The sequence below is a fragment of the Paraburkholderia panacisoli genome (assembly GCF_008369935.1).
GTDB lineage: Bacteria > Pseudomonadota > Gammaproteobacteria > Burkholderiales > Burkholderiaceae > Paraburkholderia > Paraburkholderia panacisoli.
The window spans coordinates 26,759-45,123 of record NZ_VTUZ01000046.1 but is presented as its reverse complement, the minus strand read 5'-3'; the positions used below and the strand labels follow the sequence as shown (position 1 = coordinate 45,123).

Sequence of the window (18,365 nt, the reverse complement as noted above, 5' to 3'; positions counted from 1 at the left end):
ACAGCGACGGATAATGGCAGCAGAAGGCAAATCTGATCGGAGCAAGCGATGTTGGCATGGCACTACACAACGGGACGAAAATTTCAGCACATCAGCGCAAGCGGGATGCTCATCCCTGGCGGCATTGGGGCCGAGTCCACCGGAACGCCTGTGCTGTGGTTTTCGCGAAATCAGCATTGGGAGCAAACCGCTGGCGACGAGTGTAATGAGGCTGGGCAACCGGTGCGCCGCCTGACGATGCGTGAAACTTACGTGGCGAGCGGCGGACTCGTGCGGTATGGATGCGATGTCAAACGCCTGTACGTCGGCGAAGTGCTGCGGCGAAAAGCGCAGATGACCGACGAGGCCTGGGCGGCCTTGTATGCCGCAGGAAAGCTGCAGCAAGCGTATCCCGCCGCGTGGTGCGGCTCGGTAGACTCACTTCCGATTGATGGTCTGGTCGTGCATGTCCTGAGCGAGTCCTTTAAATGGCAGTCCTTCGAGGTAGGCTAGCGGATTGTCGGTCATTGAATGATTGGGCTTTCTGGATAACGACCTTAACGTCTGCGATGTGGTGGAGCACTGCTTGCAACGGGGACGTTTTGGCGGTCGACAGGGCCGCCCGATTTTCTCCAAAGCCGACGTTCGCGGCAAAACGATATTGGTATGCGAACGGCCGCTTCGGCCGGCGAGCGGCAAGTGGTTCTGTATCAGCGAATGGCCGTTGAACCTTGGAAGCATTTCAGCGCCGTGCCGTAAAACGAAGCAATGTTGTCACCGGACTATGCCCATGGGGGCATCTACAATCCAAAGTCCGTCATTCGGTTGGATTGAATAGCTTGTAACGTGAAATTAGCTGCTTTGCGTTGTTCCGCTCAGGGTAGTCGATCCAGGCGGAGCCTGGCGCGACGGCGCCGCCATTGTCCTGCTGCGCGCAATGCGCTTCGACCAGCGCGCGTGCGGCGCGCATGTCGGCTTCAGAAGGCGTAAGCGCGCGATGAATCGCCGGCACGTGTTCCGGATAGACGACGCTCTTCGAGGCGAATCCGAGTTGCGTCGATTGTTCCATGTCGCGCTCGAGAACCGCCGCCGATCGCCACGTGCAAGGCAAGTCCAGGGGCACGCAACCGGCGGCCACGCATTCGATCAGAAAGCGGCTGCGCGCGTACAGCAACTCATCGCCGGCCGGCGTGCGCCGCGCGCCGAGATTCGCGGCGAGATCCTCGACGGCCAGCATGCAGCAGGTTATGCGCGGACTGACCTGAAGCAACGCGCCCAGATTGACCAGACCCTTTGCGGATTCGATAACCGGAATCATCTCCGTCGAGCCCGGCGGAATGTCAAGCCTGCGCTCGATGTCGGCCAGCGCGCTGTCGAGCGCCGCGAGTTGCGCCGCACTCTCCGCATGCGGCAGAAAGATCGCCCGTGGCTGGCCGGGCATCACGCCTTCGAGATCGGCGTAGCCGTCGTGCTCCAGTTTGTTGATTCTTACCGAGCCGATCGTGCCGGTCGCCTGGGCTCGCGGCAGAAAGGCTGCAATGCGGCGGCGCGCATCCGGACGGCCTTGTGGCGACGTCATCTCTTCGAGGTCCACCACGATGGCGTCCGCGCCGCTGCGAAGGGCGGCGGCATGAGCCGTGTCGTCGTTGCCCGGGACAAAGAGCCATGTGCGCCGCTGATGTGGCGGCCGGCGAGGGCGATGGGGGGTCATGCGGCGTGCCCCGCGCGTGCGAGAATGGTGTGCAGCAGCACATCCGCGCCACGCCTGACGTCTTCCTGCAGCGCGTCTTCGGCTTCGTTATGACTGAGACCGTTGACGCAAGGGATAAAGATCATCGCGGTCGGACAGTGCTTCGCGAGATGAATGGCGTCGTGGCCGGCGCCGCTCACAATGCGCTGATGCGGATAGTCCAGCGTCTCGACTGCGTGGCTCACGGCAGCAATGCACTGCAGATCGAACGGCGTAGCGGGGCTGACCCAGTGCTGGCCAATGTCCACCGAGAGCCGTCTGCGTTTGGCGACAGTATCGAAACGCTCGCGCAACTGGGCTTCCATCTTGTCAATCAGTGCGTCGTCAGGATGGCGCAAGTCCACGGTGAAGGTCAGGTCTGCCGCAATCGTGTTGCGCGAAGCATTGCGCACCTGCCATTCGCCGATGGTCGCGAGGCCCTGCGGGAAGAAATCCGCGGCGATGTTTTCCAGTTCCGCGGCCATTTCCGCGCTGGCGAATAGCGCGTCGCGACGATATTGCATCGGGGTCGTGCCGGCGTGCGCGGCCTGGCCTCGCACGTGGACGTCGAGCCAGCGGATCGCCTGGCCGCCCGTCACGACGCCGATTGGCACGCCGCTTTCTTCGAGGACGGGACCCTGCTCGATATGGGCCTCGAAGTAAGCGTCGAACACCACACCGGGTACGCTGCGCGCGCCGGCGTAACCTGTCGCCTGCAAGGCTTCCCCCACCGTCGCGCCCGCCGCGTCACGCGTGTTCAATGCCTGAGCGAGTGGCATGACGCCGGCGAATGCGGCTGAGCCGAGCATGGCCGGCGTGAAGCGCGCGCCTTCCTCGTTGGTCCACACCACGATCTCGATGGGCTTGTCGGTTCGAATGTCCGAGTCGTTGAGCGTGCGCACGACTTCGAGCGCGGCTAACACACCATAGACGCCGTCGAAGCGGCCGCCTTCGGGCTGGGTGTCCAGATGGCTGCCACTCGCGACCGGTGCCGCATCGTGCTGTCTGCCCGCGCGCCGGGCAAAGAGATTACCCACCTGGTCGACGGACAACGTGAGACCCGCCTCCATACACCATTGTGCGAAGAGCGCGCGACCGGCCGCATCCTCTTCGCTCAGCGCAAGACGCCGGCATCCGCCGCCTGCCGTGGCGCCGATAGCCGCCATGTCCATCAGGCTCTTCCAGAGCCGTTCTCCATTGATTTTCAGCATCGCTACTCCTGAAGCCACGGCGTGCGCGCCGCGTCGGGTTTGTCGTGATGCCTTTATCGGGATCCAAAAATGATTAGTAAAATTTTTAATTCTAATCCTAAGTATAATTTTGATGGATGATGAAACTTGTGAGGCTCAGCGTGAGCAAAGATCGCCCGGATACTTACCTGAACGACCGTCTCGACTGGAATCTGCTGCGCACGTTTCTGGCAATTGCCAAAGAAGGCAGTGTGAGTCGCGCCGCAACCCGGCTGCATCTGACGCAGCCCGCTGTCAGCCAGGCGCTGCGCCGGCTGGAAGAGCAGCTCGGCCTGCGCCTCGTGGACCGGCACGGACCGCGCATCGAGGTCACCCAGGCCGGGATCGAAGTGAAGCAGATTGCCGAGGACGTCTACGGCATGATCTCCCGTCTTTCGCTCGCGGACGTAGACCGCGATCACGACATTTCCGGCATGGTGCGCGTGAGCACGGTCAGCGGAATCGACTTTCCGGCCTACGATACCTTTCTCGCCGAATTCCATCGCACCTACCCGCGGATCGAACTCGAAAGCCAGGAAATGCGCAGCGCGGACGTGGTAAGCAGCCTGCAGCAGAAGTCCGCGACGCTCGGGCTCACGCCGCGGCGCGCGCTGCCCAGGCGGGTGGATAGCCGCGTGTTTCTGCGGCAGCGTTATGCCCTTTTTTGCGGACGTCATCACCCGCTCTTCGGGCGTAGCGATCTGCGCATCGCCGATCTGGCGGGCGAAAAGTTCGTGTCCTTCACGGGCGACAAGGTGGGCGATCATCTGTCACCGCTCACTTTCTTTCGCGACGAGATGGGTTTTACCGGGCGCGTGGTCGGTTCGTCGTCGAGCATGACCGAGGTCAGGCGTTTCATCTTCGCAGGCTTCGGCATCGGCTGCCTGCCGGAACACATCGTGCGCGACGATGTCGCCCAGGGCCGCCTCCAGCGGTTGCCGCCAGACGAGGGCGTGGCCGACCTCGACATTTACATGCTGTGGTCGGTCGACCGGAAGATGAGTGCGGCGGAGTCGGCGTTCCTCGATTCGCTCAACGCATTTCTCGACGCACGGCAAGGCGAAAGCGCGCCGCTGGAAGCTCAGTAGCCACGCGATACGTCGACCACGTTTTGCAACGGCTCGCCGCGCGTCAGCAGGCGAGCGTTGTGCGCGACCTGCATGCCGATCGTCTCCGAACTTGCCACCGACGCCATGTGCGGCGTGACGATCAGATTCGGCGCGCGCCACAAGGCGTCGCCGGCGGGCAAAGGCTCGGCCGGAAATACGTCGACGATGGCGCCGCCGATCTGTCCGCTGGTCAGCGCCGTGATCAGGTCGAGGTGCACGAGGTGCTCCCCGCGCCCGACGTGAATGAGTTTCGCCCCAGGCGGCAAGTGCTCGAACGTGGCGGCGTTGAGAATCCAGCGTGTTTCGTCCGTCAGCGGCAACAGGCAGACGAGGATGTCCGTACCTTGCAGGAAAGGCCTGAATCCTTGCGGGCCGGCGTAGGTTGCGACACCGGGCAGCTCGCGCGTGTTGCGCGCCCAGCCGCGTACGGTGAAGCCAAGCCGCTGCAGGTCGGTGGCGACGCGGCTGCCGATTTCACCGAGTCCCATGATGCCCACCGAGCAGCCGGAGGGATCGCGCTGATCGTGACGGAACCAGCGTTCGAGGCGTTGATTCGCCATCACACGGTCGAGCTGGCGATGGTAGTGCAGTACGCCCCACGTGACGAATTCACTCATGCCGCGCGCGTGTTGCGGATCGACGACGCGGCACAGCGGGACGGCGGGAAGGGCCGGGTCCGACAGGATGTTGTCCACGCCCGCCGCGATGCTATGGACGAGCCGCAGTTTCGGCAGCGATGCAAGGGCGCCGGCGGGTGGGTTCCAGCAGACCGCGACTTCCGCGTCGCAAGGAGATCGGGCGTCGTGCAGGACGACATCGAGTTCCGGGGCCGCGCGAAGAATCGGCGGCACCAGATGCGACATGTCGTAGTCGCGGCTCATCAGGACAAGTTTGGTCATAGGGTCGGCGGCGCTCAGCCCGGGTATCGGCGCTGAGCGCAAAGGCGATGACAATGGAGGTGAGGCTAGCTGCGGTAATCGGATTTCGGGTCGTCGATCAGACGAAGCGCGGCTTGCCACGCCAGCTCCGCGATTTCCGCCGAATCCTCGCGATTGAACTGGCTCGCGGTCAGTTCACAGACTTCGCGCGGCGGGATGCGCAATGCGCTGCCGCCTGCCAGCGCCTGGATCTGCGCCTGGCAGGCACGTTCGAGGAAGTAGATCTCATGGAACGCTTCGGCGGCCGTAGTGCCGGCGGCCAGCAACCCGTGATTGCGCAGGATCATTGCCTTGCAGGTGCCGAGATCGCGGACCAGACGTTCGCGTTCGCCGAGTTCCAGCGCGATGCCTTCGTAATCGTGGTAGCCGAGCTTGCCGTAGAACTTCAACGCATGCTGGCTGATCGGCAGCAGGCCTTGTTCCTGGGCGGATACAGCGGTTCCGGCGGCCGTGTGCGTATGGATCACGAAATGCAGGTCGTCCCGCGCGGCATGAATGGCCGAGTGGATCGTGAACCCCGCGGCGTTCACGCGGAACAACCCGGGCTGGGTGTGCGCGCGCTCGTCGATGACCTTGCCCTGATGATCGATCTTCACCAGATCCGAAGCGTGCATCTCGTGGAACAGGACGCCATAGCGATTGATCAGGAACGCGGCTGGCTCACCCGGCGCGCTCGGCAGACGGGCGGTAATGTGTGTGTCGATCATGTCCGTCATGCGGAAATGCGCGACGAGCCGGTAAAGCGCGGCCAGCTCTTCCCGCACATGCCGCTCGCTGTCGGACCACGCGCTGCGTGCCGCGTGCGATTCCAGCGCAGGATCGGGTAATTGCATCGTTTGCATTTCAAAAGGCTCCGAGGTTCGCACTTGCTGTGGTGTGCGTAGTGTTCGCCGACGTGAAAGGACACGTCAATTTCATCGTTCTAATGCTGACCATTAGCATCGTGAGTACTGGCTTGCCCGGCGCACTGAAGGACGTCGCGAAGGGGCTCGCCGGCGTTGAGGCGGGCTAGTGTCGCGGGTTCCGCGAGATCCGACGCGAGCGCCATGGCGATCACGTCCGCGAGCGTCGCGGCGTCGGTAAACAATACGCCGTTATCGTCGGCGAGGACGATGTCGCCGGGCCGCACCAGCACGCCCGCGCACATGACGGGCTCCATGAAGACGCCGGTGCCGGCATCGAGCTTTTTTGTCGTCAGCAAGGTCGTGCCGCGCGCGAAGACAGGCAGGCGCGTGCGTTGCAACTCGGGCAGATCCGTCACCACGCCGTCGACAACGATCCCGCTCGCGCCGGCGTTCAGCGCGGCGCACGCAGTGACCGCGCCGACCGGGGCATGAGCGTGGTCGCCGTTCATGTCGATCACGAGGACGTCACCGGGATTAAGTTGCGAGAGCGCACGGTTCACCGCGACGGCATCGGGCGAACCGAGTTTGAGCGTTGCCGCTCGCCCGATCACTTTCACATTGGGCACGAACGCGCGGATATGGTGGTCCGCGAAGCCCTGTTCGAGAAAGTGGCCGAGCGTTGGAAAGCTGACGGTTTGTAGCTTGCGCAGCAAGGTGCTGTCGAGTGGAGCGTGCATGTTGTTGATTCCAGTATCGAACGTTTACGACAGGCTGGCCGTGGCGGCGCGGGTGCGCGCAGTGGACGAGACATCCCTGCGCAGCGTTTCGGCCAATAGCAGGAGGGCGATCGCGGACACCGCCGCCGAGCCGATCATGTACCAGGCGACCGACGAACCGCGCCCCGTGGCGGATAGCAGCGCCGTTGTTACGATGGGCGTGGCGGCGCTGCCGAGCAGTCCGGACAGCATGTAGCTGACGGACAGCCCGGAATAGCGCACCTCGGTGCCGAAGAGTTCGGCGAGGAACGTGGCGATCGGTCCATAGTTGGCGGCGAAGGCGGTCATCATCAGCAGATAGCCGAGTAGCGCGAAGGAAAACTCGCGGGTGTCGAGCAGCCAGAAGAGCGGAAACGCAAGCAGCGCTTCAGCCACGATGCCGCCAATGATCACCGGCTTGCGTCCCACCACGTCGGACAGCCTGCCGAAGGCGGGCAGCAGCACGATGCACAGCGCGCAGGCGATCAGGGCAATGCAGAGCATGACGTTGCGCGAAAAGCCGAGCGTCTGCGTGCCGTATGTGAGGCCGAACGCGACAATCAGATTGAACGAGGTGCCGGTCGACATGGTGGCGATGCCGCCGAGCAGCACCTGCTTCCAATAACGCGTGAGGACGTCAGCGATCGGCAGCTTGACCTGCGCGGACGCTTCCTTGACCTTGCGGAACGACGGCGTCTCGGACGTATTCAGGCGGATATAAAGTCCGACGCCGACAAGCAACGCGCTGGCGAGGAACGGAATACGCCAGCCCCACGAAAGCAGGGCGTCGTTCGTCATGACGGCGTTGCAGAGCAGAAACGCCAGGTTCGCGATCAGGGTGCCCGCAGGAACGCCGATCTGCACCCACGAGCCATACAGCCCGCGTTTGTTTTCAGGTGCATGCTCTACCGCCATCAGCACGGCGCCGCCCCATTCGCCGCCGAGCGCCAGGCCCTGAACGATGCGCAGCGTCAGGAGCAGGATAGGCGCCCAGATACCGATCGACGCATAGTTCGGCAGCAGCCCGATCGCGAACGTGGCGAACCCCATGATGACGAGAGACACGAGCAGCATGGCCTTGCGTCCGAGCCGGTCGCCGAAATGGCCGAACAGCGCGGCGCCGACAATGCGCGCCAGATAGGCGGAGGCGAAGGTGCCGAAGGCGAGCAGCGTGCCGATCAGCGGCACGAAACCTGGGAAAAATACCTTGTTGAAAACAAGCGCGGAGGCCGTCGCAAAGACAAACAGGTCGTACCACTCGACGGTCGTGCCGATCACGCTCGCGACGGCGATTTTCTTCATGTCGCTGGGCGAGTCGTCCGGCGCGGGTGGCGTGTTCGCGGGGCGGTAGGCAGTCATGGGGCTTCTCCTGAGGCACGGCGGGGTCGGTGTTGAACGCAGCCATTGCGCGCATGGCCTGGTTGCCTTTATCGGAAGCCAAAAACAATAAGTAAAAGTCTGTTTTCTAATCTTGAGTATTAGCTAGGCGAATGATTGCAGAGCGCTCTGCCATCGCTGAGCGCGGGTCGACTAAGCTGATCGTGTTGTCACCGACTCCGGTGCTCTGCAAATCAGTGTTTGGCCAGCGTCTGTGTGAACACGTAGTGTGTTCGCTTGAAGCGTAACCGGCATGGCCAACCGTCGAAAATTGAACAAAGCTTGATGACGGGCAATCAGCGAATCTTTTCTAGAGGGCTGCCATTCGTGTACACATTGCAGACAACGCGTCGGAAGCTAACCCGCGCGAGCAACCATGCGGTGATCGTTGGTTCGCGTAATTTTGTTTCCACTCACGGCGGGTCGAATCACCGGCGCCAAGAGTCGAGAACGGCTTCGCCGCCAAAAGGTTTTGCGGAGAATTGTTCCCCAGAGCAACGTGTAAGTCTTTCATTCGGTGAGTCAAGTTGCGACGGGGAGCTTCGGAAGCTTTCTCCTTACCACTGGTCTGGCAATCGCGCGCTGCTTGCTTAGAGCTTGTGGGTAGAAAGCAGGATGCTTGTTTCTGTATTGGCGATTCCGTCAATCAACCGGATCGCCCCGAGCACGCGATCGAAGTTCTCCAGCGTGTCGGCACGCAACTCCGCGATCATGTCCCAACGTCCATTGGTGCTATGGATCGTCGCCACGTTAGGGTGTCCGCGCAGCACCGTCATCACTTCTTTCGCTCGATTACCTTCAACGGCGATCGTCATCAACGCGCGAATCTGATGCGGCTCTGCCGCCGGTTTCAGTCGCACGGTATAACCGACGATTACCCCGCTTTGCTCGAGCCGGGTTATACGGTTTTGCACCGTTGCGCGTGCGACTCGCAAGTGCTTTGCAAGCGTCACCACGGATGTGCGGGCGTCCTGCCGCAACAGCGCAAGCAACTGCTTGTCGACATCATCGAGATTGATCACCTTCCCCACCGATTTGAATGCGACGGCGGGGACAAGCCGCCGTCAATTTAGCAAATTGTCACCAATAGCTAGCATTTTGCTATGCAACCCACCAAAAGCGCAAACTTTGCCATCTTTTTGTTGGCTGGAGGCCGGTGAATAATCTCTCCAGCGTTTTCGCCAGAGCGGCCACCAATAACCTGGGAGACTCAGCAATGACCTGCTTTCTAGACGTACCCGCAACCTATCGACTCATCGCGGACATCGGCGTCCCGCGCTTCCTGAGGGAGCTCGCCGACACGATTCGCGCCGATTACCTTCGATGGCAGGAGTTCGACAAATCGCCACGCGTTGCCTGTCATTCGAGAGTGGGCGTCATCGAGTTGATGCCCGTCGCGGATTCAAACCTGTTCGCCTTCAAGTACGTGAACGGCCATCCGGTCAATGCGGATCGCGGCATCCATACCGTGATGGCTTTTGGCGCGTTGGCGAATGTCGACACGGGCTACCCGACTTTCTTATCCGAGCTGACCCTGACGACCGCGTTGCGCACCGCCGCAATGTCGGCGATGGTTGCGAAAGTGCTCGCACGGCTCGACTCTCGCACCATGGCTTTGATCGGCAACGGGGCGCAGAGCGAATTCCAGGCGATTGCGTTTCACACCATCCTCGGCATCGACGAGATCCGCGTGTTCGACGTCGATCCTCGCGCGACCGACAAGCTGATTGCCAATCTTGCGGGGTACCCGCAGCTGCGAGTGGTGCGCGCAAGCTCGACGGCTGACGCCGTGCGTGGCGCCGACATCGTCACGACCGTCACTGCCGACAAGGCGTACGCGACGATCATCACGCCCGACATGATCGAGCCGGGCATGCACTTCAACGCGGTCGGAGGCGACTGCCCTGGAAAGACAGAACTGCACGCAGACGTGCTGCGCGCGGCGACCGTATTTGTCGAGTTTGAGCCCCAGACCCGCATCGAAGGGGACATCCAGCAACTGCCGGGCGACTTCCCCGTAATCGAACTCTGGCGTGTGCTTCGGGGCGAAGCGGCCGGCCGGGAACGCCCCGACCAGGTCACGGTGTTCGACTCGGTGGGCTTCGCGCTCGAAGATTATTCCGCGCTCCGCTATCTGCATAGTCTCGCGCAGAGCCGGAAAGTCGGCACACAGGTCGCGTTAATCCCGCCTTCTGTGAACCCCAAAAACCTGTTCGATACGCTGGCAATATGGAACGCGCCCGAGAATGTCCCCCTTGCGCTCAATAACGAGGCCATGGCACTGAGTCAATAAGAAGCGTCGTCGAAACTCGAAACGACATACACAACGCACTCGTCATACCGTCACCGACATGAGCACTATTTCGATTCAGGCGCCCAGCGCTGTCATCGTGATCCGGCCGCACTGTTTTCACCCCAATCCCGAAACGGCGGCTGATAACGCCTTTCAGCGGGCCGAGCACGTGCAGGATCATGCGGCGCTGGCCACCGCTGCGCGAAACGAGGTCACGGCGGCGGCGGCAGCTTTGGAGAAAGCCGGAATCCGCACCCACGTTTTTGACGATCACGGAGAACGCCAGACGCCCGACTCCGTGTTTCCGAACAACTGGCTCTCAACTCATGCGGGCGGTCATATCGCGCTCTATCCGATGCATTGCGCGAACCGCCGGCGCGAACGACGTGCCGATGTCGTCGAGATGCTCAAAGCGGAATATCGTGTCCAGGACGTGATTGACTACTCAGGTCTCGAGTACGACGGTGTTTTCCTGGAGGGCACTGGCGCCATGGTGCTCGACCACGTCGCTCGCGTCGCCTACACCGCGCGTTCGCGTCGCGCCGACCCCGTTGCCCTCGAGCGCTTCTGTACGCATTTCAACTTCGAGCCCATGTGTTTCGACACGGCTGATCGCTCAGGCAGTGCCGTCTACCACACCAACGTCATGATGAGTATCGGCACCGAATTTGCGCTCGTGGGGCTCGACTTGATTTCCAATGCGTCCCGTCGGGAGGAAGTTCAGCGGCGACTGCTCGAAAGTGGACGGACCGTAATCGCTCTCGATCACGAACAGATCGACAGCTTTGCCGGCAACACACTCGAACTCACCGGAAGCAACGGCCGTGTGCTTGCGTTGTCCGAACGCGGGGCTGAAAGTCTGAGACCACAACAACGTGCACAGATTGAGCGATCCGCGCGCCTGCTGCCACTTCGGGTACCCACCATTGAAATGGCCGGCGGCTCCGTGCGCTGCATGCTTGCCGGCATCCATCTCGCGCGACGCCAACGCGTGTAATCGATCCTCCTTAAATACAGCGTTTCACCTACAACATCCGATGACCGGAGAGAGACCAATGCGATATTCATTCAACAGACGGGCCCACTTCACGATCTCCGCCGCGCTTTGCGTCGCGTCACCCTGCGTTGCACTGGCGGCCCCGGAAAACATGTCATGAAGATGGGGCATGCAGACCGCTGACTGGCGGCAGCGCACACCTGGTTGGAAGTGTGAGTTCACTGACGCTGGAAGCTGCCGTCCCGCTGCTTCGCGCCGCCACCGTCAGCAATCCGCCATCACATTGCTGACGTAGAATCCAGCCCACTTCAATGGGGAGCGTTAAAAACCTTGGGGTTACCACCCTTGTAAAAGCCACGTCCGGAAGCGATCGACCGAAACTGTCGGTCATCACCGATGGTGGAAATGGCCTACAGTCAATCGCTTGTCGATTGCCGTTTTCTTCTACACCTGTCCTGGACTGGTTCCATATATCAATGAGGGTGAGGCATCTCGAGCAGATCATCAAGGGCATGGGTGCGCGGACGGAAACGGAAAAGGCAGCCCGACGTGTGCTGATCTCCTGTATTGACAAGCTGCGCTGGTCCTTCTGGCACGCGAAGCTCGAGAAGGCGAAAGCCGGATGCAGAGCATCCTGATTCTCTGTCGGGTGATCGGGCCTGAAACGCCGGGCATTGCAGAGAGTCTGGCGCAGCTTGACTACCGGACTCGAGAACTTGTTGAATACGTCGAAGCGAATGGCGGGTCGACGATGAACTACGGTACGCGACATCGTTGCGGCAAATCTATCTCGACCGCCGCGGACGAGTCTGCAGTCAATCAGGTACTAAATCAGCGCATGTGCAAGCGTCAACAAATGCGCTGGTCGCCGATCGGAGCTCATCTGCTTGCCCAGGTCCGATGTGCTGTGATCAACGGTGACCTTGTTGAACGACTCGCGAGATACGAGCCAGCAAGGAAACCATTGTCGCGTGAAGCTTCCGAGTTACTGGAGCAGTTCGGGTTGGCATCGGAGTTACAACCCCAAGGTTTTTAACGCTCCCCCGGGAACGGTGACACTTTTGCGTCGGTCTACGATGGGGAACGCCGCCCGCGGCGCAGCTAACATTCGAGGCACTGCCACCGGAGGTGCCAATCCGACGCCGTTCGGTTGCCCAGCAACTCGAAAATCTGAAAACAAAATGGGCGCTGATAGCGATGTCGAGATGGCACCTTAGCCTGCTTCAGGCTGAAAGTTCACTTTTCAGGCCGACAAAGGTATCGCTGACAATAAATATATCGCGACAGTCGTTCCGAATGAGCCCACACTGTGAGGCGTAGCGGGTCACTCGCGCACGCTAGCGCAGGAACGTTGCTGCTAGACAATCAGCTGCAAGCTGCGGAACGGATTTGCTGCTCGGAGTTCAGGACGCAACGTCGCGTCCGCCTTCGAACCGTCCTGACCCCAATCCCGTAGCTCATGAGGCCGGGCGTCCTGCGATCGCCGTTGACGACCACTGTGACACTCGCGATAAGCTCGGACAAACCGACTCGCGGGGATGCATCTCAACGTTATCGGCTGAAGTATCGCAGAAGGCGAGCCCCATCACCACGGGCCGATGGGCGCGGCAAATTTCCGAGCTCGTCCGGTGGCATCAAATCAAATGTACGAACGCTTCTATGTGCCATAGCAAGCCTTTAGTCGACCAAAGGCTTTGATTATGCCGCTGGATTCGCCCGCTCCACCGACGGCGCGAATCGAAGTCAAACATATATAAGGAGTCGCAATGTCGCAACGACTGGTTGATGTGTTGAATGGTAGCGGCGCCGTACTGCATACCTACCCGATAACGTTGGGCGAATTAGGAGATGCTGCGGATGCAAACCTGTACGAAGCTAAGGCGCTGGAGGCTGCAGCGCACGGGCGATTGGTTCGTGACACTGAACTCGCCGGTTTGAGGGCCCGGTTGCATATCAGTCGGGGGGGGCAGATGTCACCCTATGGCGACGACCTTGAGCAAAATTCCGAAACCAAGCTGGGTTTGGAGCAGGAGGTTCGCGAACGTGCTTACGCTCTTTGGGAAAAAGACGGCCGCCCAGATGGGCGAACTGAGGTCTACTGGCATCGAGCGTTGGATCAGCACCTGTGCGTGCGCGCGTATGCATTGTGGCAACGAGAAGGCTGCCCGGACGGGCGCGCGGATGAGTTTTGGTACCGGGTTGTCGGTTTTGAAGTGCAGTAATGCCTTGACAAAATCTTCCGAAAAAACGGGATCGGCCTCGCAACGCAACAAGGGAGACAAATCGTGGGCGGCAAGTCGGTGCATAAGAATATTGACACAATGATCGTTGCAGTCCGCAATGCTTTCGGCCAGGAGATATTTGAGGGACGTGCGTGTACAAATGCCTGACGGCATGACGAGCCACCAATGACCAAAGGGAGCCTTTGTGCACCGAACGATCGCATACCGCGGTTTCGAGATTCATGTCGAATTGACCCCGGCTGCTCAAGACATGTTTGACGTGACTTTTGAAATAAAAGGCAGCACCAATCTCAAGGTGCTGGGCGCGCGCGGAAGCCGTATACCGCTGAGGAACGGCCCGTTCACTGAACGATGGGCCTTCCTGGTAGCCGAAATCGCCGGACAAGCCGCTATCGACGTTTTGCTTGGCCCAGCTGGCTGATTCGTCCTCCGTTTCGACGACTGGGGTAGGGTTTGGTAGAGTCGCCTTCAGAAAGACAAGTCCGCTTCACGCGCTGCTGTTGATGTTCGTTGATTCTGCTAGCCATCTGGAGGCCCGGCTCAGCGTCAGGCTTCTCAACCGGAACACCCGCAGCGTCAGCCTCACTGAAGCCGCACAGGCATACCTGTCCCGGATCGGGCCGGCGTTGAGCGACGTGCTGGAAGCCGGAGAGCAACTTCATGAGCTTCAGGGCCGGCCATCGGGCGTCCTCCGCATCAACGCAGCGCGAATCTCGACCGCCATGCTCGTCCAGCCGCTGCTGGCTGGGTTCCTGAAGGCCTATCCGGACGTCCACGTGGAGCTGACGAATGACGAGGGCTACGTGGCCATCGTCGAAAGAGGGTTCGACGCCGGCATTCGAATGGGGGAGGGTGTCCAGAAGAATATGATAGCTGTGCCTCTCGGTGGCCCAGTTGCCGTATCCATCGTTGGATCGCCCCACTACTTCAAGCAGCATCCCGTGCCACGGCACCCATCCGATCTGATCCATCACAACTGTGTGCGAGTCAGGTTTTCAGGCAGCGGGGCAATCTACAAGTGGGAGCTGCCTTTCTTCCTGGACGCGCCACCTGGCGTGCGTCATTTCCGGGGTGACAGCTCCAATTGCGTGCGTAGTCTGTCCAATATATGGTGTTCATCAAGCCAGCGGATGTCCCGCTTTCGCAGAACGTTGCGCCTATACCGACGCAGCGCCGCGCCGAACATGAGCGCCAGCCCGAGCGCGATGCCCCACATTGAGTGCGTCATATCATCCTTACTGGTTGTTCCCGACTTACGGCAGGCAACGACGTAGTCGAGGAATCGCACGTTCACATCCCGGTGCTTCCAGGAAGTGCCCCGCGCCTGCGCGTCAAGTTCCTGAACTGAGCGGCAAGACGATGGTTAGCCTTCCTGCTTCTTCAGTGCATCAATAAGCGCCAGTGTGACGAATGCAGAGCGCGTCATGCGGCGCTCTTTTGACCTTGCATCGACTTGCTGAAGAAGGCTATCAAGCAGATTGACTTGAATGCCCACGGATTTCGAGGTCACACGTGCCAGATCGATGTCGACAAATACCCAAAGCCCGTTGCCATCGTCCATTTGGAGCGCCTGCAATTCCGACATACTGAAGGTAGGGGCGGGGATAAGTTGCTCGCTGCGGTCATACATTGCTTCCACGGTCGCTTGGGCATTGTGGGTCAGTTCGTTAAACGAATCGCCACTCGCGTCGGCGGTGGGGAAATCGGGGAAGCTGGCGCGAAGGCCCTTATTGCCATTCCGGTGGACATACAGCGGATATTGCATGATCTGCTCCTTGGAGTGGAGCGCCGACAGACGCTCGCTGTGCAACGCCACGCCAGGGATGTTGGGTGTACAACCGACAACTGACTGAGTCCGCACGCATGATTCATTAGACGCTTCGCGTAGGAATACGCAATGACTTTCTTGTTTCATTGCAACGCCATATCGAGGAGAGGTCGAAGCCACTCATTTATAGAGGGAATCGCTCGGGCGAGGGGGCCGTATTTTGACTCGATCTCCGGCCGTTCGGGCCCCACGGGGCGCACCGAGAAAAAGGCAGCACACACAGAGCGCATGAGGCGCTCACAGCGACGGTCGCAATCATTGCAAGACGGCGGTTCTAACGATCCAGCGCGCGCCGGTTTTCTTTGCCCCGTGATACGCATTCTCGCCAGACTAGGCGTACCCTGAATCACAGGGTGCCCGGAATGGGCGACTTGTGTAAGAGGATGCCAAGTCCGCTTTCCCGCGACAGTGACCGACTGCAATGTGTCGAAATGCGTCTGCCGAGCGACGCACGGGTAGCCTCGCGTAAGCTTCGGTGACAGGGATTGGTCGGTAAAAGGTGCGATCCCTTCTCCGGTGCTCTGCCTGACAAATCGGGCTCGCACGTCTTGATCGTGACAGCGTACCCAAGTCCAATGCGAGCCGGTCAAATCGCTTACCGGCGCTTGTCACGAACCGCGCAACCAGGTAGCGAGATCGTGCAAGGCATCGCGGTTGATCTCGTGTTCCATTTCCGGATAGATGTGCAACTCGGGCGTCAGACCCATCCCCTTAAGACGCTGGACTGCATCCCGCGCGTAATTGACCGGTATGCGGCTGTCTGCATCCCCATGCGAAATAAACACTCTCAGGTGCGACAAGTTTGGGGGAACGCTTGAGCGTGTGCAAGAAAGAAGGAAAAATCGCGCCACTCATTACCCCGATGCCTTTGATGCCGGCTGGTTCCGTGAGTGCCACCTTGTAGCTCATTGTGGCTCCCTGGCTGAATCCGACAAGATAGACGCGGCTCCTGTCGAAACCATATTTCTTTACCAGTTCGTCAACAACGCGAACGATGCGTGCGCGTGACGCCGCCAGTTGCTGCGGATCTCCGTCAAGGCGGCCATTGACCGTGGCGTCTTCAAACCATTCGTAGCTCCCCTCACCAAGCACGTATGGCGCGCGAGCCGAGACAACTAGGCGGTACCGGGGCGACGGCGAGCGTGCTCTGTCCGGGATGGGTGGCTACGGCAATTGCTAAGGTCGGCTTTGGCGGAAATGCCCTGGCGACGACGAAATTGATTGAAAAAGGGTTCCCTGCACTCCTGCGGCGGCCGATACAACCCGATGAAGCCGCCACGGACGTCATAAGAGGGCTGCGAGTCCGCAAGCCGCGCATCATAGTCCCATTCCGATGGGCACCGTTTTCGTGGGTGCGAGGCTTCTTCAACATACTGACCGACTGGCATGTCGGGCGACAACATGAAATGCATACATTGATGCGCGAGCTTGAGCGCTGCCGAGACCGACAAAACTAGCATATCAAGGGCGCCGTGGTCGCGAGGGCTACAGCGCGTGCAATTAGGAATCCGAATTGATTTGCGCGATGCGTGCTGGTAGAGATCCGGCGGGGCGACCACGACCAATGCAGGTATTTCAGAACTCACAGCTGATCCGTCAGCTGCAACGTTGATCCGGCCACAATCGAGTGTGTTAATCATTGGCTCAGGTGTGTCGAGGGAGCGCGGGTGGCAAAAAATGGGAGCCGCTCTGAAGGAGAAGAGGATGAACGCTGCAGAAAGGTCCTTGCGTTCGCTGGTGGAAAAATGGCTTGCGCCGACTCCTTCGACGCCGGTTCGGGTAACCCAATTCAGTCGTGCATGCTCGAATCAGAAAACGCTATGTACAATGTCGAGGTGCTGCGACCGACAGGCTCGATTGGACTGTTTATCTTCCGACACGGTGACGGTACGTGGCGCGTGTTCCCGCGCCTGAGACCGAACGCTTGGCGATGCGAACATTATTAGAGTGCAGGGTGATTGACGTATACGGTGGCCGCAACTAGATGAAAGGTGAAGAGCGAATAATTCAACGAAATTGCAAATCACGATACGATCGCTTCATCTCTGCCCGCAACTAGCAAAGTACCTCTGTGCTTAGTCCTGGAGTCCTTTAGGCGGTTCGTAGCGAGGGAACCCGTTATATTCGGTGATTCGCGCAGCGTTGGCGAGCGGCCAAGAATGTCGGGCGTTGGGAACCCCGCCGTCCACGCGGATCACTGTACCGTTAATGAAGGCTGAGGCCTCCGAGAGCAGGAAAACCGCAGCGCTCGCGAGCTCAGATTCGGTACCAAAACGTTGCAGCGGCACTTTATGCTTCAGTTGGCGAAGCAATGCCTGGTATTCTTCGTTATAGCTGTCCATGCCTGCGGAGGCGATCCACCCCGGCGCCACGGCGTTCACCCGAACGCCGGCATGCCCCCATTCACAGGCTGCCGTCTCGGTCAAATTCCAGACACCCGCCCGTGCGGCGCCCGAATGCCCCATCCCGGGCATGCCCCCCCAAATATCCGCGAGCATATTCACGATCGCGCCACCGTGACCTGCCATCCATTGGGTAAAGCACTCGCGCGACATGAGGAATGTCCCGTGCAAGTTGTTACGCACTACAGCGTCCCAGCCATTCAGTGAGATTTTTTCCAGCTTTGCCGGGAATTGTCCACCGGCACAGTTAAACAGGCCATCAATGCGACCGAAGTCCGCGAGAGCCGCCGCAACCGTCTGTTTCACGCTGGCTTCATCGCGAACATCGCAAGAATATAAGCCGATTCGGTCCGCACTTTCCGGGTAGTCCACATTTAGCTCGTCACGAACCGCAGTCAGTTTGCCCGGATTCCGTCCGACCATGATCAGCGTCGCGCCCAGCGAGGTAAGCTCATGCGCGGTGCAACGACCAAGGCCACTTCCGGCACCGGTTACCATCACAACTTTTCCATCAAACAGGCCCGGTCGAAACACCGAACGGTAGCGGGCACTGACTGATTCATTGACGCGGTCCTTCATATCGTCTCTCCGAATTGGCGATGCGGGCGCCCGGCCTTTGGTGCCGAATGTTCCGTAAAAGA

At 60.1% G+C, this 18,365-nt stretch carries 18 protein-coding genes and 1 pseudogene; 8 read left to right on the top strand and 11 right to left on the bottom strand.

Annotation, left to right across the window (positions count from 1 at the left end):
- Positions 1-48 precede the first annotated feature (48 nt).
- Positions 49-492 (top strand): hypothetical protein, encoded by a 444-nt coding sequence (locus FVF58_RS40935; RefSeq protein ID WP_149675337.1) that lies wholly within the window; start codon positions 49-51, stop codon positions 490-492.
- Between the two features lie 304 nt (positions 493-796).
- Here the strand turns inward: FVF58_RS40935 and FVF58_RS40930 are convergent, their stop codons facing one another.
- The gene (locus FVF58_RS40930; protein ID WP_149675336.1) at positions 797-1,690 is read right to left on the bottom strand and encodes an HpcH/HpaI aldolase/citrate lyase family protein; all 894 of its coding nucleotides are present in this window, start codon (positions 1,688-1,690) and stop codon (positions 797-799) included.
- Positions 1,687-2,919: a Zn-dependent hydrolase gene (locus tag FVF58_RS40925; RefSeq protein ID WP_149675335.1), complete on the bottom strand. Its 1,233-nt coding sequence runs from the start codon at positions 2,917-2,919 to the stop codon at positions 1,687-1,689. The genes FVF58_RS40930 and FVF58_RS40925 overlap by 4 nt, the downstream gene beginning before the upstream one ends.
- A 140-nt stretch (positions 2,920-3,059) precedes the next feature.
- Between FVF58_RS40925 and FVF58_RS40920 the strand changes: the two genes are divergently transcribed.
- A complete protein-coding gene (locus FVF58_RS40920; protein ID WP_425469017.1) occupies positions 3,060-4,025 on the top strand; it encodes a LysR family transcriptional regulator in 966 nt (321 codons plus the stop codon).
- Here the strand turns inward: FVF58_RS40920 and FVF58_RS40915 are convergent.
- From FVF58_RS40915 to FVF58_RS40895, 5 genes are all read right to left on the bottom strand, one after another.
- Positions 4,019-4,945 carry a 2-hydroxyacid dehydrogenase gene (locus tag FVF58_RS40915; RefSeq protein WP_188131097.1) on the bottom strand — a complete coding sequence of 309 codons (927 nt, stop codon included), beginning with the start codon at positions 4,943-4,945 and terminating at the stop codon, positions 4,019-4,021. The two genes, FVF58_RS40920 and FVF58_RS40915, sit on opposite strands and share 7 nt — an antisense overlap.
- 65 nt (positions 4,946-5,010) lie before the next feature.
- On the bottom strand, positions 5,011-5,817 hold the full coding sequence (locus FVF58_RS40910) for a class II aldolase/adducin family protein (RefSeq protein WP_188131101.1): 807 nt from the start codon (positions 5,815-5,817) through the stop codon (positions 5,011-5,013).
- An 89-nt stretch (positions 5,818-5,906) separates the two neighbouring features.
- Positions 5,907-6,566, bottom strand: coding sequence for an RraA family protein (locus FVF58_RS40905; protein ID WP_149675333.1), 660 nt, complete (start codon positions 6,564-6,566; stop codon positions 5,907-5,909).
- A gap of 24 nt (positions 6,567-6,590) precedes the next feature.
- A complete protein-coding gene (locus FVF58_RS40900; RefSeq protein WP_149675332.1) occupies positions 6,591-7,943 on the bottom strand; it encodes an MFS transporter in 1,353 nt (450 codons plus the stop codon).
- Positions 7,944-8,551: 608 nt separating this feature from the next.
- The gene (locus FVF58_RS40895) at positions 8,552-8,983 is read right to left on the bottom strand and encodes an Lrp/AsnC family transcriptional regulator (RefSeq protein ID WP_149675331.1); all 432 of its coding nucleotides are present in this window, start codon (positions 8,981-8,983) and stop codon (positions 8,552-8,554) included.
- A 194-nt stretch (positions 8,984-9,177) separates the two neighbouring features.
- On the opposite strand from FVF58_RS40895, the gene FVF58_RS40890 reads away from it, so the two are divergent.
- From FVF58_RS40890 to FVF58_RS40865, 6 genes and pseudogenes are all read left to right on the top strand, one after another.
- Positions 9,178-10,254, top strand: coding sequence for an ornithine cyclodeaminase (locus FVF58_RS40890; RefSeq protein ID WP_149675330.1), 1,077 nt, complete (start codon positions 9,178-9,180; stop codon positions 10,252-10,254).
- Positions 10,255-10,312: 58 nt separating this feature from the next.
- Positions 10,313-11,251, top strand: a complete 939-nt coding sequence (gene ctlX, locus FVF58_RS40885; RefSeq protein ID WP_149675329.1) for a citrulline utilization hydrolase CtlX — start codon at positions 10,313-10,315, stop codon at positions 11,249-11,251.
- 335 nt (positions 11,252-11,586) lie between these two features.
- A pseudogene (locus FVF58_RS40880) lies at positions 11,587-12,294 on the top strand (ISKra4-like element ISBte2 family transposase); the annotation flags it as partial.
- 723 nt (positions 12,295-13,017) lie between these two features.
- Positions 13,018-13,473 carry a DUF2934 domain-containing protein gene (locus FVF58_RS40875; protein WP_149675328.1) on the top strand — a complete coding sequence of 152 codons (456 nt, stop codon included), beginning with the start codon at positions 13,018-13,020 and terminating at the stop codon, positions 13,471-13,473.
- A 205-nt stretch (positions 13,474-13,678) separates the two neighbouring features.
- Positions 13,679-13,915 carry a hypothetical protein gene (locus FVF58_RS40870; protein ID WP_149675327.1) on the top strand — a complete coding sequence of 79 codons (237 nt, stop codon included), beginning with the start codon at positions 13,679-13,681 and terminating at the stop codon, positions 13,913-13,915.
- 82 nt (positions 13,916-13,997) lie between these two features.
- Positions 13,998-14,768 carry a LysR substrate-binding domain-containing protein gene (locus FVF58_RS40865; protein WP_149675326.1) on the top strand — a complete coding sequence of 257 codons (771 nt, stop codon included), beginning with the start codon at positions 13,998-14,000 and terminating at the stop codon, positions 14,766-14,768.
- A gap of 89 nt (positions 14,769-14,857) precedes the next feature.
- On the opposite strand, the gene FVF58_RS40860 is transcribed toward FVF58_RS40865, so the two are convergent.
- The 4 genes from FVF58_RS40860 to FVF58_RS40835 form a co-directional block, all read right to left on the bottom strand.
- Positions 14,858-15,259 (bottom strand): type II toxin-antitoxin system HicB family antitoxin, encoded by a 402-nt coding sequence (locus FVF58_RS40860; protein WP_149675325.1) that lies wholly within the window; start codon positions 15,257-15,259, stop codon positions 14,858-14,860.
- Positions 15,260-15,930: 671 nt separating this feature from the next.
- Positions 15,931-16,107 (bottom strand): alpha/beta hydrolase, encoded by a 177-nt coding sequence (locus FVF58_RS55010; protein WP_188131096.1) that lies wholly within the window; start codon positions 16,105-16,107, stop codon positions 15,931-15,933.
- Positions 16,034-16,414 (bottom strand): alpha/beta hydrolase, encoded by a 381-nt coding sequence (locus FVF58_RS40850; protein ID WP_188131095.1) that lies wholly within the window; start codon positions 16,412-16,414, stop codon positions 16,034-16,036. The genes FVF58_RS55010 and FVF58_RS40850 overlap by 74 nt, the downstream gene beginning before the upstream one ends.
- Before the next feature lie 983 nt (positions 16,415-17,397).
- The gene (locus FVF58_RS40835; protein ID WP_149675323.1) at positions 17,398-18,303 is read right to left on the bottom strand and encodes an SDR family oxidoreductase; all 906 of its coding nucleotides are present in this window, start codon (positions 18,301-18,303) and stop codon (positions 17,398-17,400) included.
- Positions 18,304-18,365: the final 62 nt, after the last annotated feature.